The organism is Mycetocola miduiensis, from assembly GCF_900115155.1.
Classification (GTDB): domain Bacteria; phylum Actinomycetota; class Actinomycetes; order Actinomycetales; family Microbacteriaceae; genus Mycetocola_A; species Mycetocola_A miduiensis.
The window spans coordinates 11709-27622 of record NZ_FOVM01000001.1 but is presented as its reverse complement, the minus strand read 5'-3'; the positions used below and the strand labels follow the sequence as shown (position 1 = coordinate 27622).

General features: G+C 66.7%; 10 protein-coding genes. 6 read left to right on the top strand and 4 right to left on the bottom strand.

Features of this window, described 5'->3' with window-relative positions; translation table 11 throughout:
* The first annotated feature begins 18 nt into the window (after positions 1-18).
* Together BM197_RS00100 and glpK are read left to right on the top strand one after the other, a co-directional pair.
* Positions 19-786, top strand: a complete 768-nt coding sequence (locus BM197_RS00100; protein ID WP_090707776.1) for an MIP/aquaporin family protein — start codon at positions 19-21, stop codon at positions 784-786.
* Between the two features lie 59 nt (positions 787-845).
* The gene (gene glpK, locus BM197_RS00095; RefSeq protein WP_090707775.1) at positions 846-2360 is read left to right on the top strand and encodes a glycerol kinase GlpK; all 1515 of its coding nucleotides are present in this window, start codon (positions 846-848) and stop codon (positions 2358-2360) included.
* A gap of 157 nt (positions 2361-2517) precedes the next feature.
* On the opposite strand, the gene BM197_RS00090 is transcribed toward glpK, so the two are convergent.
* Together BM197_RS00090 and BM197_RS00085 are read right to left on the bottom strand one after the other, a co-directional pair.
* Entirely contained in the window at positions 2518-3249 is a 732-nt protein-coding gene (locus BM197_RS00090; RefSeq protein ID WP_090707773.1) for an HAD family hydrolase, read from the bottom strand.
* Positions 3246-3842, bottom strand: a complete 597-nt coding sequence (locus BM197_RS00085) for a GNAT family N-acetyltransferase (protein WP_090707771.1) — start codon at positions 3840-3842, stop codon at positions 3246-3248. The genes BM197_RS00090 and BM197_RS00085 overlap by 4 nt, the downstream gene beginning before the upstream one ends.
* A gap of 708 nt (positions 3843-4550) precedes the next feature.
* Between BM197_RS00085 and BM197_RS16510 the strand changes: the two genes are divergently transcribed.
* On the top strand, positions 4551-4997 hold the full coding sequence (locus BM197_RS16510) for an endonuclease domain-containing protein (RefSeq protein ID WP_245762321.1): 447 nt from the start codon (positions 4551-4553) through the stop codon (positions 4995-4997).
* 297 nt (positions 4998-5294) lie between these two features.
* Here BM197_RS16510 and trpS read toward each other — a convergent pair whose 3' ends face one another.
* Both trpS and BM197_RS00070 read right to left on the bottom strand, forming a co-directional pair.
* Positions 5295-6293 (bottom strand): tryptophan--tRNA ligase, encoded by a 999-nt coding sequence (gene trpS, locus BM197_RS00075; RefSeq protein WP_090707769.1) that lies wholly within the window; start codon positions 6291-6293, stop codon positions 5295-5297.
* Between the two features lie 74 nt (positions 6294-6367).
* On the bottom strand, positions 6368-7219 hold the full coding sequence (locus tag BM197_RS00070; protein ID WP_090707767.1) for an exodeoxyribonuclease III: 852 nt from the start codon (positions 7217-7219) through the stop codon (positions 6368-6370).
* 151 nt (positions 7220-7370) lie between these two features.
* Here BM197_RS00070 and BM197_RS00065 point away from each other — a divergent pair, with 151 nt between their 5' ends.
* From BM197_RS00065 to BM197_RS00055, 3 genes are all read left to right on the top strand, one after another.
* On the top strand, positions 7371-8510 hold the full coding sequence (locus BM197_RS00065; RefSeq protein WP_090707765.1) for an FHA domain-containing protein: 1140 nt from the start codon (positions 7371-7373) through the stop codon (positions 8508-8510).
* Positions 8511-8606: 96 nt separating this feature from the next.
* The gene (locus BM197_RS00060; RefSeq protein WP_090707763.1) at positions 8607-10034 is read left to right on the top strand and encodes a serine/threonine-protein kinase; all 1428 of its coding nucleotides are present in this window, start codon (positions 8607-8609) and stop codon (positions 10032-10034) included.
* Positions 10031-15868, top strand: a complete 5838-nt coding sequence (locus BM197_RS00055; RefSeq protein WP_090707761.1) for an Ig-like domain-containing protein — start codon at positions 10031-10033, stop codon at positions 15866-15868. Before BM197_RS00060 ends, BM197_RS00055 begins: the two co-directional genes overlap by 4 nt.
* Positions 15869-15914: the final 46 nt, after the last annotated feature.

Sequence of the window (15914 nt, the reverse complement as noted above, 5' to 3'; positions counted from 1 at the left end):
TAAGCAAGGAAGGTCAACGTGGACGTTACTTTAGGATCTATTTTCCTCTCGGAGGTCGTCGGAACGGCGCTCCTCATCCTGCTCGGTGGTGGAGTGGTCGCCAACGTCGTTCTGGCGAAGACCAAGGGCTTCAACGGCGGCTGGCTCCTGATCAACTTCGGATGGGGTTTCGCTGTCTACATCGGTGTGCTCGCTGCGTACCTTTCCGGGGCGCACCTGAACCCCGCGGTGACAGTTGGCCTCATCACCGCCGGCACGACAGAGTTCGTCGATGGTATCCCCGTCGACTTCGCCTCCACCTTCACCTACTTCGGCGGTGAGATGGTCGGAGCGTTCCTCGGTGCCGTCCTCGCCTGGGTGACGTATAAGAAGCACTTCGACGCGTCCGACGACGCCGGCGCCAAGCTCGCCGTCTTCTCCACGGGCCCGGCCATCCGCAACTACGCCTGGAACCTCGTGACCGAGATCATCGGCACCTTCGTGCTGGTCTTCGCGGTGCTGTCCTTCAGCCGCCAGGGTGAGACGCCCGGCCTTGCCGCACTCGGCGCCCTGCCGGTTGCGATCGTCGTTGTGTCCATCGGTATCTCCCTCGGCGGGCCGACCGGTTACGCGATCAACCCCGCGCGTGACCTTGCACCCCGCATCGCCCACGCCATCCTCCCGATCCGCGGCAAGGGATCGAGCGACTGGAGCTACGCCTGGGTGCCGGTCGTCGGGCCCCTGCTCGGTGGCGCGCTCGCCGGCTGGGCATCCCTGGTCCTTCTGCCGACCGTCGGCGCAGTCTGATTCCTGCGGTCCGCACCGCACCCCTGTAAAACCGCACTGCCAACAAAGGAGTACTCATCATGGCGGATTACGTCATAGCAATCGACCAGGGAACGACCAGTTCCCGTGCCATCGTCTTCGACAAGTCCGGGTCGATCATCTCGACCGGACAGCTGGAGCACGAGCAGATCTTCCCGAAGGCCGGCTGGGTCGAGCACGACCCCGCAGAGATCTGGAACAACACCCGTGAGGTCATCGGCCAGGCGCTGTCCAAGGCGAGCCTGACCCGGCACGACATCGCCGCGGTCGGCATCACCAACCAGCGCGAAACCGCCGTGGTCTGGGACAAGACCACCGGTAAGGCGATCTACAACGCGATCGTCTGGCAGGACACCCGCACCCAACCGATCGTCGACCGTCTCGCCGCGGACGGGGGCGTCGAGCGGTTCAAGCAGAAGGTGGGCCTGCCCCTCGCGACCTACTTCTCCGGCACGAAGATCGTCTGGATCCTCGAGAACGTCGAAGGCGCACGCGAGAAAGCGGAGGCCGGCGACCTGCTCTTCGGGACGACCGACAGCTGGGTGCTTTGGAACCTGACCGGCGGCACCGACGGCGGTGTGCACGTCACCGATGTCACCAACGCGAGCCGCACGCTGTTCATGGACCTCGAGACGCTGCAGTGGGACGACGAGATCCTCTCGATCTTCAACGTCCCGAAGTCGATGCTGCCCGAGATCAAGTCGTCGAGCGAGGTCTACGGAACCGCGCACAGCTCGAGCCTGCTTCGCGAGACGCCGATCGCCGGCATCCTCGGTGACCAGCAGGCGGCGACCTTCGGCCAGGCGGCGTTCGACCCAGGTGAGTCGAAGAACACCTACGGCACCGGTAACTTCCTCATCTTCAACACCGGTGAAGAGATCGTCCACTCGAAGAACGGCCTGCTCACGACGCTCGGGTACAAACTCGGCGACGACAAGCCGCACTACGCGCTCGAGGGTTCGATCGCGGTGACCGGGTCGCTCATCCAGTGGCTGCGCGACAACCTCGGCATCATCAACTCGGCCCCGGAGGTTGAGACGCTCGCCACCACGGTGGATGACAACGGTGGGGTCTACATCGTGCCCGCGTTCTCCGGACTGTTCGCCCCGTATTGGCGTCCCGAAGCCCGCGGTGTGATCGTCGGCCTGACCCGGTTCGTGAACAAGGGACACATCGCCAGGGCAGCGCTCGAAGCGACGGCGTTCCAGACCCGCGAGGTGCTCGACGCTGTCAACGCCGACTCCGGCGTGGACCTGACCGAACTCAAGGTCGACGGTGGCATGGTCGCCAACGATGCGCTGATGCAGTTCCAGGCGGACATCCTCAACGTGCCGGTCGTGCGGCCCGTGGTTGCGGAGACCACGGCGCTCGGCGCGGCATACGCGGCGGGACTCGCGGTCGGTTTCTGGGCCAACCTCGACGAGCTGCGGGCCAACTGGCAGGAGGACAAGCGCTGGGAGCCGTCGATGGCCGACGAAGACCGCGACCGCCAGATGCGCCTGTGGAAGAAGGCCGTCAGCAAGTCGTTCGACTGGGTCGACGAGGACGTGAAGTAGTCCTCTCCGCTGAATCGGGCCCGTCCTCTGCGCTTGTGTGCACGGGGCGGGCCCGTTCTCGTTGGGCGCCGCGGGCTCAACAGGGGCGAATGCTGGTTTCGCACGCTCGACAGGGGAATCCGGCCGGTTCTCTCGGCTGCCTCCTGTCGGGCGGTGCCTACAGCTCGTCGAGGGTCGTGATCGTCCGCACGCCGGCAGCCTTCGCCAGCTCGGCCGGGTCCTCAGACGTCTCGCCGTGCCCGATGCCGCCGACGACGACATCGGCTCCGAAGCGGTTCAGCCAGATGCCCGTGAGACCGGCGGACGCCGCGCCGGCGGCATCCGTCAACAGCCGATCCCCGACGTACAGCGCGTCGGCGGGATCGATGCCGAAGAGGGCACACGCGTGTTCGAAGATCCGCGGGTCCGGCTTGGCAAAGCCGACAGCACCGGACGCGATGACGTGTTCGAACCGGTCGTTGAGACCGGTGCGCTCGAGTTTGACCCGCTGGTAGTCGGCCTCACCATTGGTGATCACGCCGACGCGGATCCCCGCATCCGCCAGCCGGTCCAGGCAGGGGAGGGCGTCGTCGAAGAGCTCCCAGGCGTCCCGGTAGCTTTCGAAATACGTGTCGAACCAGGCATCCGCTTCGAATGCCGAGAGGGTGACGCCGTGCGCGGCCGCGAAATCGTGGGCCCGCGCCCGCCGCTGCCCCGCGAAGGTGAGCTCCTTGGAGAGGTACCGGTGGTAGTGCCGGTCTTCGAGTTCGTGCCAGAGGGCGACCGAGTGCTCGCGATCGGGCAGCGGGAACGCGCCGGTCGCGTCGACGTGGCGCAGGATGCCGCGCGACACGGCGCCTCGGTGGTCCATCAGGGTGTCGTCGAGGTCGAAGAGAGCCAGCTTCGTCATCGCTGGAAGGCTTCGGTGGGCCAGCCGTTTGCAGGGCCGGGCAGGTCGGCCAGGGTCAGCTCCGCACGGTGGCTCGACGGAAACTCACCGAATCGCTCCACCTCGGCGCGACCGGTTCCGAGGTAACGGAAGCCCGTGCGGTGGGCGACGGTGGCTGAACTGACGTTGCCGACCATGGCTTCCCACAGGATGGACTCGTTGGATGCGCGACCGGGAATGTTCCAGTGGCCGGAGAAGAACCAGCGGGCAACGGCGCGGACCGCCTCGGGCATGTAGCCGAGGCCGCGCCATGGGGCGCCGAGCCAGAAGCCGACCATTGCCTGGGTGTCGTTCCAGTCCCGCAACGAGACGATGCCGAGAATCGTGTGCTCTTCCTTGCGCCGAATGGCCCAGGTCAGCTCGGTGCCGTTCACCCATCCCGGGTTCACCACCCGGGTGAGAAAGTTTTCGGCGTCCGACAGCGCGTACGGCTGCGGGACCGTCGTGAACTGCTGGATCAGGGGGTCCTGGCAATAGGCGTAGATGTACGGGATGTCCCGCTCGGTCGGCGCGTCAAGGATCAAACGGTCTGTTTCGAGTCGCACCACGTCCATGGCTTCAGCCTACTGGCCGGTCGTCGCCCCCGCTCGGGTGCACAATTCAGCCTTCCCTCCTTTCGGCGGCTGGTCCTGCCCGGGTTTCCGGGGGGTCGGGGCAGTCGGCAGCTCGGTCAGGAGGAGTTGTGCGCACCGGACCCGGGAGACCCCGGCTCCTCCACAGGTCCGCCGCGCCGGTCGTCTTTCCACGAACAGGGAAGTGCCCGGCCGGCAGTGGGTCGACGCCACCATCCTCAGAGGGTGAGCTATCTGCGGACCTTTTCTCAGAACGGAATCCTGATCGCGAGTCGCGACGAGCTCCTTGCCGGCGGGGCTCGCGGTCGGACACTGACTCGGGATGTCCGATCCGGGCGCCTCGTCCGGGTGTATCGCGACCACTACGCCCTTGCCGGTACGCCCGAGCACATCCTTCGAGCTGTGCGGGTCGGTGGTCGCCTAGCCTGTGTCTCGGCGCTCGCCGATCGGGAGGTCTTCGTCTTTCGCCATCACCCAGGGCATGTTCACGTCGAGCGGGGTTCCTCGCGTCTGCGGAGTCCATCGGATAGCCGCGCGCCCCTGCCGAAAGGCGACGGTCTGTCGAAAGGAGATGGCCGAGAGGGGATCGAACTACACTGGCGGCCGCTTCTTCGGCCCGGCGACGCGTCGGCTCATGCGGTGAGTCCGACGGATGCTGTTGCCCAGGCAATACGCTGCCAACCGCCGCGGATGGCGGTTGCAACGCTTGACAGCGCGCTCAACCGGCGGATCATCGGGCCCGACGATGTGCGCCTTATCTTCGACGCACTGCCGCACCGGTTCGAGCCGATCCGCTCGCTCAGCGACGGCAGGGCGGAGGCGGGTTCTGAGACGATCCTGCGCCTGCTCGTGAGGGCCGCCGGCCTGGAATTCGACATCCAGGTCTTCATCGACGGTGTCGGCAGGGTCGACATGCTGATCGAGGGATGCCTCGTCGTCGAGGCCGACAGCAGGGCCTATCACTCGGCCACCGACAGGTACATCACCGATCGCACCCGCGACACCACGCTCGCCATGCTGGGGTATCTGTCGCTGAGGCTTCTCTACGAGGACATCATGTTCCGGCCGGAGCGCGTAGTGGCCGCAATCCTGGGATTGTTGCGGGCGCGCACCGGCTTCCGTTCGGTCATCGTCTGAGCGCGGGCGGGCTAGGGTCCGCGCACAATTCCGTCTCGGTGCCGCTCAGGTAGCTGCCGCAGCCCGCCGTTCCGCCGGGCAGCCGCGGCACGGGCTCGGTTTGGAGGAGTTATGTGCGCCGGGTCGCCAAGGGCAGACACGAACGGCCGCGCTCCCAGGCTTTCGCACAGCGATGGTCCAAGCGGCTGCAGCCCGCACACAATTCAGTCTTGGCGGTGGGACCGCCGGTTCCACCGGCCGCCGTTCCGCCGGGCAGCCGCCGCGCGGGCTCGGTTTGGAGGAGTTATGTGCGCCCGGCTACCGCAGCAGCCCGACCCGCTCGTACGCGACAGCGAGGGTCTTCTCCGCCTGTTCGTTCGCTTTCGCAGCGTTGACCGCAAGCAGGCGGTCGAGCTCCGCCGGGTCGTCGAGCAGTTCGAGGGTACGGGCCCGCACCGGCTCGAACACGCTGTTGACCGCTTCGACGACCCCCTTCTTGAGGTCGCCATAGCCGCGACCGGCGTACTCGTCGACGATCGCGTCAATGGAACGCCCGGACATCGCCGAGAAGATCGTCAGGAGATTCGACACACCAGGCTTCGCCTCCCGGTCGAAGCGGATGCTCGCATCGTCGTCGGTCACCGCCCGCATGATCTTCTTCGCGTTGACCTTGGGGTCGTCGAGAACCTTGATCAGGCCTGCCTCGCTGTCGGCCGACTTGGACATCTTCGCGTCCGGGTGCTGGAGGTCGTAGATCTTCGCGGTCTCCTTGAGGATGACCGGCTCCGGCACGACGAACGTGTCTCCGAACCGGCTGTTGAACCGGCCGGCGAGGTCACGAGTCAGCTCCAGGTGCTGGCGCTGGTCTTCGCCGACGGGCACCACGTCGGTCTGGTACAGCAGGATGTCCGCTGCCATGAGCACCGGGTAGGTGAACAGTCCGACGGTGGTCGAATCGGCGCCGAACCGCGCGGATTTGTCCTTGAACTGGGTCATCCGCCCGGCCTCGCCGAAGCCGGTGATGTTGTTGAGAACCCAGGACAGCTGGGCGTGTGCCGGCACGTGGGACTGCACGTACAGCGTGCTCTTCGACGGGTCGATCCCGGCGGCGATGTACTGCGCAGCGGTCGAGCGGGTGCGCGCCCGCAGCTCGTCCGGGTTCGGTGAACTCGTCAGGGCGTGCAGGTCGACCACACAGTAGTAGGCGTCGTACTCCTCCTGCAGCGCAACCCACTGCTGGAGCGCCCCGACCACGTTCCCGAGGTGGAGCGAATCGTTCGAGGGCTGCATACCTGAGAACAGGACGGGCTTGGTCATAGCGGAAATCCTTTTATCGTTGCCGCGTGGGCGGCGAAGTGAGGCGAAAGTTGGGTGGCGGACGCCCGGAGGGCTCAGACCGCGTAGTCGACGACAACCGGAGCGTGGTCGGACCATCGCTCGGCGTGGCTGGCAGCCCGGTCGACGCGATAGTCGACGACAGTGGCCGCGAGTGCCGGGGTTGCGACGTGGTAGTCGAGACGCCAGCCGGTGTCGTTGTCGAACGCCCGTCCGCGCTGCGACCACCAGGTGTACGGTCCGTCGATCTCTCCCGCCCAGGCCCTGCCGACATCGACCCAGCCGAGGCCCTGGCCGACCGATCCGTCGACACCGGTGACTTCAGCACCCTTCGGCCCGAAGAACCGGTCGAAGTACGCGCGTTCCTGGGGCAGGAACCCGGCGTTCTTGACGTTGCCCTTCCAATTTTTGATGTCGAACTCGCGGTGGCCGACGTTGAGGTCTCCGAGGACGACGGCGTACGGGGAGTGCTCAGCGAGTTGCGGCATCCGCTCGGTCATGGCATCCAGGAACAGGTACTTCTCCACCTGCTTCGGGGTGTCGACCGCACCAGAGTGCACATAGGTGGAGACGACGGTGATGATCGAACCGTTCACGTCGTAGTCGGCTTCGAGCCAGCGCCCCGCACTGTCGAAATCAGCCGCGCCGAGTTCCACCCGGTGGATGGATGCTTTCGCCCGGCTCAGCAGGGCGACTCCCGCCCGGCCCTTCGCCGTTGCCGGGTCGTGGAGGATGTCCCACTCAGGCCCGAAGAGCCCCTCGAGGTCGCTGGTTGCCGCACGGACCTCCTGCAGGGCAAGGATGTCGATCTTCGCCTCTTCGAGCCAGTCACCCATCCCCTTGCGGAACGCGGCGCGAACTCCGTTCGTGTTGACGGAGGCGATGCGGACGGTACTGGGTGACGACATGAATCCAGCTTAGATCAGGGCACCGACGCCAGCCGCAGGCTGCAAAACGTCACGCGGGTCGCCCAAATGCGGGTCAGGGGGCAGAATAGGAGCACAGGTTCGTGCGCCCGCTCGCAGGGGAGTCGCCTGCACCGTTTTCTCAAGGGGGACCGTGAACACAGCAGAACACGACCGGCCGTCGTATCGCTACGCGATGACGAACACGGGGACGCCCTGGATCTACATCGTTGGAGAGAAACTCCTGGTGGCGCTCCGGACCCCATCCGAACCGGCGATCGTCGAACAGCTGTGGTCACTGGTGACCTCGTCTTCGACCACGTTCGATGATGCCCTCCGGGTGATCCCGAACACGTCGGGCGGCCAGCCGGCATCCTTCGTCGCACTTGAGCGTTCTGGAGCAGACGGGGACACGATGAAACTCCTCGTCCACGGCGAAGCCGTGGTCGACGCCCACGCCGGGGGTACCTGGACCCGCATCACGAGCGGCGACAAGCCGTGGCACCGCGACGAACTGAGCGGCGTTGAAGCGGTCGCAGCCGGCGGGCTCACCGGCGAGCCCGGCGCTGCCGTCTCCGGGGTGTCCTTCCCGCTCGGCTCGGGAGTCATCGTCGCCAATCGCATCGACTGGGTTGCCGACCCGGAAGCTGTCGCGGTTTCCCCGGTGCGGAGGGATGCCACCGCTCAGGCTCCCGCGCCTACGGTTGCCGGGCCGCCGACAACCAGGGGCACGTCGGCCGTCCCGCCCGCGCAGTCGCATTTCCGCCCGTCGCCCGCCGAGACGAATACGATCATCCGTCCACCGGTGCAGCGTGTCCGGCCGGAGGACGACCCGGCGATGCGCCACGACGGCGAGACGGTGCTCCGTCGCGACATCGCCCCGCCCATCCAGGACGAGACGGTGCTCCGGGAGTCGCCGCTGGTCCCCAACGACCCGAAAACCCTTCTGTACGGGTTCCGTATCAACGGCGGGCAGGCCTACCCGCTGGATGCCGTCCACTACTTCGGCAGGAACCCGCGCCAGCCGCGCATCCCGCTTCCGGATCCCTCTCGGCTCGTGCCGGTGGTTTCCGGGTCCAAGTCGGTTTCGGCGACCCACCTGGAGATCAAGCAGATCGGCGACTCGATCGTCGCCACTGACCTCAAATCCACCAACGGCACCTCGATCATCCCGCCGAACGGTCACTGGCGGCGTTTGCGCCAGGGCGAGTCCGTCGTCGTCGCCCCCGGCACGTTTATCGACATCGGTGACGGCAACGTCATCGAGATCTTGCCCCCCTGGCCGGGGGTATAGCCCTTCAGGGCCTCTGTTTACACTGGGGAGGGTAGGGGATCGGAGATCGTCCTGCATGTGCACCTTCCCCTCCATACTCTCAAGGAAGGGAAAGCCGTGCCCCGCCGCCTGCCATCGCAACCGCCGCAGCTGCCCGGATTTTCCTTCGTGCGCATTCTCGGCTCGGGTGGGTTCGCCGACGTCTTCCTCTACGAACAGGACAACCCGCGGCGCCAGGTGGCAGTCAAGGTGATGCTCAGCGAATACGTCACCGCCGACGTGCGGCGGATGTTCCAGGCCGAGGCGGACCTGATGGCCCAGTTGAGCGCGCACCCCGCCATCCTGACGGTGTACCAGTCGGGTGTCGCCGCAGACGGCCGACCCTACCTCGTCATGGAACTGTGTTCGTCGTCAATCGGCCAGCGCTACCGCGACGAGCCGCTCTCGGTCTCTGAAGCACTCCGCATCGGGATCAAGGTCGCCAGCGCGACCGAGACCGCGCACCGCGCAGGGGTGCTCCACCGCGACATCAAACCGTCGAACATCCTCATGACCGCGTACGGTAACCCGGTGCTCAGCGACTTCGGGATTGCAGGAACGGTGGGTGAGCACAACCCGGATGAGACGGTCGGGATGTCGATTCCCTGGTCGGCGCCCGAGGTGCTCCACAGCGAAACCAACGGCACCGTCGCCAGTGAGGTGTACTCGCTCGCCGCGACCATCTATTCGCTTCTCGCCGGGCGCGCGCCGTTCGAGATGCCCTGGCAGAGCAACACCTCCGCAGACCTCATTTCCCGAGCCAGCAAGGGTAAGCCCCAACCGATCGGTCGCGACGATGTGCCCGACCGGCTGGAACGTGTGCTCGCCCGGGCGATGTCGCGCCGCCCCGAGGCCCGCCCGCAGTCCGCGATGGAACTGATTCGTGAATTGCAGGCCATCGAAATGGACCTCGGCCTTCCGCCGACCCAACCCGATGTCGCTGTGGACGATTGGGCTTTCAGCCCGGTTCACGACGCCGGCGACCGAACCAGGGTGAACCCGATCCGCACCGTCGAACCCGGTCGAAAGCGCAGGCGTACACCGGGGGACGCTGCGCGGCAGCCGGGATCGACACGACTGGCCACCGCCGAGGCAACTCCGCTCAGTGACCGCAGCGCCAAGCGGAGTGCCCCGCCGTTGGGCCGCTCGTTCATGCTGGCCGTTGTCGCCTGTTCAGCGCTCGTGGTGCTCTTGGCCGTGACGACGGTGTTCGTCGTCGTGCGGCTCACACCGGGAAGCGGCATCCCCACCGTGACGAACATCACCGCCGAGATGCAGAATTCGAGCGTTGAGTTCCGCTGGGCGGACCCGGGACTGGACAGCGCCGATTCGTACGAGATTCGTCCGTCAAGCGGAACCCCGAGCATCCAGCGCGCCGCCCAGTTCACCATCGACGGAGCCGCCGGTGAGCGGGTCTGTGTCACGGTCCTCGTGAATCGTGAAGGGAAGCTCGGGCCCCCGAGCGCCGAGAAGTGCGTCGACATTCCTGAGGAAAGCGGAGAATGAACCGGCAGTGGTTCCGATCCCGGCGCTCCCTCCTCGCCACTCTCACGAGTGGCACCATCATCTGCGCCGTCATCGCTACCATCGCCACCGTTTCGTCCGGCTACCGGGCGCAGCAGTTCGACCTCGGCGACGGCGCCGTGTGGGTGGTCAACCAGGAACGACAGGCCATCGGCCGCGCCAACACGCAGGTTTTCGAACTGAACGCGGGGATCGAAGCCGACTCCGAACAACTTGACGTACTGCAGGAGGGCGAAACCGTCCTGCTGCTCGACGCCGGACTGAGCTCGCTCGGCATCGTCGACCCGGCGACGGCCAAGGTGGTCGAGAGCGTCCCGCTCCCGCCAGGCACGACGGATGTCCGGCTCGCGGGCGGCAGGGTGACGATCATCGCCGACGGGGACGTCTGGCTGATCCCCGTCGGCGACCTGGAGATCTTCGACGCGGAGGCCGATCCGACCCTGTCGTTCGGGCCGGGAACGATCGGCTCCGTCGCCCCGGACGGTGAGCTCTTCGTCTTCTCCCCGGACGCATCCGAGCTGTACCGGGTCCCCGCAGACGAGGACACGGTCCGCGGGACGACACGCGTCACCCTTGGGGACACCGCGGGCGACTTCCAGCTGAGCTCGGTCGGTTCCGAACCGGTCCTGCTCGACGGCGCCAGCCGCCGGCTCATCGTCCGCGGCAATTCGATCGTCCTCGGCGATGCTGCCGCACCCGTGCTGCCGCAGCCGGCAGCGACCGGCTCCGCCGTTCTCGTCGGGGTCGACGGCGGGCTCTTGTCCGTTCCCCTGTCGGGAGGCGAACCAGCTGACGTGCTCAGCGGCACCGAGGGTGAGCCGGTTCGGCCCATCAGCATTGGCGGTTGCGAATACGCGGCATGGTCGGGCGGCCAGGTGTTCGAACGGTGCGGGAACGATACGAGTGAGACCTCGATCGGATCCCCGGTGGGCACGGGCATGCAATTCCGCGCCAACGGCACGCATGTCGTGCTCAACGACGGTGCATCGGGAGCATCCTGGGCGGTGCAGGCCGAGAACCAGCTCATCGACAACTGGGACGATCTCATCGACGTCAACGAAGACGAGCAGAAGGTCGATGACACCCAGGAAGACACCCCACCGGAATACGAGCAGACCCAGGTCCCACCGACCGCTGTGCCTGATGCGTTCGGTGCTCGCGCCGGGCAGACCTCGCCTCTTCCCGTGCTGCTGAATGACATCGACGCCAACGGTGACGTGCTGATGATCGACAGGTTCACCGACCTCGATGAGTCTTTCGGCCGGCTCGAGCTCGTGAACAATGCCCAGCAACTGCAGGTGACGCTCCGCCCGGATGCCGTCGGGGAGGCGCAGTTCGAGTACACGATCACCGACGGCCGTGGCGGTTCGTCGACGGCGGAGGTCACCGTCACCGTGAAAGGCGCGGACGAGAATGCCCCGCCTGAGCAGGTGCGCACGTCGAAGGCGTCGGTCGCCGAAGGCGGTCGGCTGACGACACAGACCCTCGGGGACTGGGTCGACCCGGACGGCGACCCGTTCTACCTGACCCAGGCGAGCATCCCCGCCCCCGACCAGGTGCAGTTCACCCCGGACGGCACCCTCATCTACACGGACTCCGGCAGCGGCGAAACGCTGAAGGAGATCGGCCTCGTGGTCTCAGACGGCACGGCAGACGGGGTCGGAAGCTTCGCGGTCACGGTGTACCCCGCAGGCGAAGTACCGATCATCGCCGAACCTTTCGCCGTACTCGCTTACGCCGACCAGGACGTGCTCGTCTCGCCGATGTCGCATGTCCGTGGCGGGTCCGGCCCGCTTCGGCTGGTCAACGTTCCAGCCAAAGAGGGAGCGGCAATCACACCGGACTACGACGACGGCACCTTCCGGTTCTCGAGCTCCCAACCTCGTACCCACACCATCGAATACGCCGTGACCGACGGCAACCGCACCCAGAGCGGGTTCGTTCGCATCGACGTGATCGCACCGCCGGATGCCGGCGCCCCGCCGGTCACGGTCCCGCACACCGCGTACATCAGGGAGCAGAGCACCGAACGGGTCGACGTGCTCGCCGGTGATTTCGATCCAGCAGGTGGAGTCCTCGTCGTCACCGGAGTGCTCAATGTTCCCGCCGAGTCCGGCCTGCGGGTCGAGATCCTGGAGCAGCGGATACTGCGGGTCACGCTGACCACGCCGCTCGACGCCCCCGTCTCGTTCAACTACCGGGTCTCGAACGGAACCAGCGAAGCGCAGGGCACGGTCACGGTGATCCAGATCCCCACACCGGACGTCCGCCAGCCGCCGGTCGCATACCCGGACTCGGTATCGGTGCGTGTCGGGGACGCCATCGACATCCCCGTCCTCGACAATGACACGCATCCGGACGGAGACACGCTGAGCCTGAGTCCGACTCTGAGTGCGAACCTTCCCTCGAACGCCGGGCTGCTCTTCACCTCCAATCGTGTGTTGCGCTACCTCGCGCCGGACAAGCCGGGCAACTTCACCGCCTCCTACCGGGCGCTCGCGCCTGACGGGCAATGGGCCGACGCGACAGTGACCCTGAATGTGCGGGAGATCGATGCCGCCTCCAACGCTGCGCCTGTTCCCGAGACGGTGACCGCCCGCGTGCTGAGCGGGGAACGGGTGCGGATACCCATCCCGCTTTCCGGCATCGACCCCGACGGTGACTCGGTCCAGCTCGTCGGCCAGGCGTCGAACCCTGAGAAGGGGTTCGTCGTCGGCACAGGGAAGGACTGGTTCGATTACGAGGCCGGCGCCTACTCGACCGGTACGGACAGTTTCAGCTACACCGTTATCGACACGCTCGGGAGCCAGGCCACCGGCACCGTGCGCATCGGCGTCAGTGCGAAACTCGACGGCTCACGCGCTCCGATCGCCGTGGCCGACGAAGTGGTCACAAGGCCGGACAAGACGGTCGCCGTCCGGGTCCTCGCCAACGACTCCGATCCAGACGGTGGCGCCCTCAGCGTGACCTCCGTCGAACCGACCGGCGACGGCGCAACAGCCACAATCGACGGGGACCTCGTGCGGGTGTCTGTGCCCGAAGGCGAGGGGCGGTACGGGTTCGTCTATGAGATCGAGAACGACGCCGGCAACACGTCGACGAACTTCATCACCGTCGTGGCAAGGGAAGACGCGCCCCTCGCCCGACCCGTAGCCGGCGACACCGTCCTCACCCTCGATGACATCCTGGAGAAGTCAGCCGTCGACGTCAACGTGCTCTCACGGGTGTTCTTCGCCGACGGCCCGGTGTCGAGCCTGCGGGTCTCGCTTCCCCTCTCCGACGGCTCCGCCGAGGTGCTCGAGAACAAGCGCGTACGGGTCCAGGTCGGCGACAAGTCCCAGATCATCCCGTTCAGGGTGAGCCGCCCGGATGACGACACCGTCAGCGCCATCGCGTTCATCTGGGTCCCAGGCCTCGACGACGCGCGGCCCCAGCTGGCAGCGGGTACGTCACCGATCACCGTCGTCAGCGGCGAACCGGTGAGGATCGACATCAACGACTACGTTGTCGCCGTCGGGCGGAAGGACGTCCGGTTGACGGATGCCGCCAAAGTGCGCGCATCCCACGCGAACGGTGACGAGCTGGTCACCGACAGCGACACCATCACCTACACGAGCGCCGAGCGGTATTTCGGCCCGGCATCCGTGTCGTTCGAAGTCACCGACGGGACGAGCGCAAGCGACCCGGACGGGCGCACAGCAACGCTGGTGCTGCCCATCACCGTTACCCCGAGGGACAACCAGCCGCCGGTCTTCACAGGAGGCGACGTCGACTTCGAACCGGGGCAGCAAAAAGTGATCGAGCTGACCAGGCTCACCACATACCCGTACGCGGACGACACCGACGAACTCGAGTATTCGATCCTCGACCCCCAGCCGACCGGATTCACGGCCGCCATCGCAGACCAGAGGCTGACCCTCACGGCCACGGAAGACATCCCGATCGGGGCGGAACGGGGCATCCTGATCGGGGTCAGGGACGCCGTGAACGAAGGCGTAGCCGGGCGGATCGTACTGAACATCACCCCGTCGACGAGACCGATCGCAGTTCCAGCGACCGACACCGTGATCGTGCAGCGGGGAACGACCGAGGTCGTCGACGTGCTTCAGAACGACGCTGCGACGAACCCGTTCCCCTCAACGCCGCTTCGGGTGGTCGGGGTCCGCGGCCTCGGCGGTGCGCTGCCGCCTGGGGTCTCCGTCTCGCCGAGCGCCGACAACCGCCAGTTGAGCATCTCCGTCTCGGCGGCGGCAACTGCTGCTGACACCGTGCTTCAGTACCAGGTGGCGGATGCCACGGACGACCCGTCGAGATACGCATGGGGAACCGTGCAGATCTCGGTGCAGGACCGGCCGGACCCGGTCGGGAACGTGCGGATCACCGCCTTCGGCGACCGGTCGGTCACGCTCGCGTGGGAGCCGGGGGCGGCGAACAACTCGCCGATCTCCGGCTTCAGCGTGGCGCTGTTCCGCGCCGGATCCGGCGAATCACTCGGAGTGACGACGTGCTCGTCGACGACGTGCGTCATTCCAACTCCCGGAAACGGGCGGGACAACGCCGTCAGGGCCGACGTCTCCGCGGTCAACGCGATCGGGGCATCCGACGCCCAGCAGACCCCTGAGCCTGTCTGGTCCGACGTCGTGCCCGCCGCACCGCAGAACCTCAGCACCGCGCCTCTCGACGGGGGACTCACGATCAACTGGGCACCGGTCGTCCCCGAACGCGGAAGTTCGGTCAAGACGTACGTACTCACCGTCGGCGGAGCAGCCCCCGTGAACGTCAGCCCGACCCGGTGTTCGTCGACGCTGTGTTCCGTCGACGTGTCGAGCCTCACCAACGGCTCGCAGGTGCCGGTTTCGGTGTCAGCCCGTAACGACGCATACCCCGCCCTGTCGACCTGGAACTCGTCGAGCGGCGTCGGGACCCCCTATGGTCCCCCCAAGGCAGGGGCGATCACGGTCAACGCCGACTCGGGAAGCGGATCGGCGACGGTCAGCTGGGATACTTTCGGTGCGAACGGCGACGCCATCGGCGGCTACTACGTCCAGCTGCTCGACGCGAACGCGTCGCCGACGGCGTGCACCGTGACCTCGCCGGCCCCGGGAACCGTGAGCCCGCCGGCCGGGGCTGGCGTCCTCGAGACGAGGCAGCTCGGCGGTGGGGCCACCTCGACGACCTTCACCGACCTGGCGGCACAACCGGACAGCACTTACCGGTTCGTGGTCTGGGGCTTCAACCGGGCCGGGTGTGCCGCGACCGAAACCGTCAGCGCAACACTGCGTCCGACGCCGCCGGCCGCAACGGCGGTGTCTGGTGAGATGCGCTGGACCAACGGGCAGCAGAACGTGTGGGACTACTACATCAGCTCCGTGACCCCCGGCGGCTACAGCTACGAAATCCGTACACCGGGCGGCACCTGGCAAACCTTCGACGGCTCGGGCTACCCGCGGGAGCTGCTCGGTGCATCATTCGGCGCCGCGGTGGCATTCGAGGTGAGGACAGTCAGCCAGTACGGTGACCTCCGCGTGGTGGGCCAGGGCTTCTCCGGCACCGCGCCATCCCCATCGATCAGTCTGGTTCCTGCCGGGCTGGATTATGCAGCCGACCTCGCCAGCTGGAGCTGGACGGGCAACCCGCCGAACGGCGACTACGGGGCGGAGTACGCGTGCGGCTCCGTCTCCGACCCGGCCATCGCCGGCGTCGCCGGCCCGAATTCCTGCACCCTCGCCACCGTGCCCGTTGAAGGACAGGCCTGGCTCGACGTCACCGTCCGGGTGGGCGACACCGCACTCGTCAAAAGGTATTTAGCGCCATGATGGTCTCTGCACACGCTCGCCACAGATTTGACCCGGAAGAGGCCAC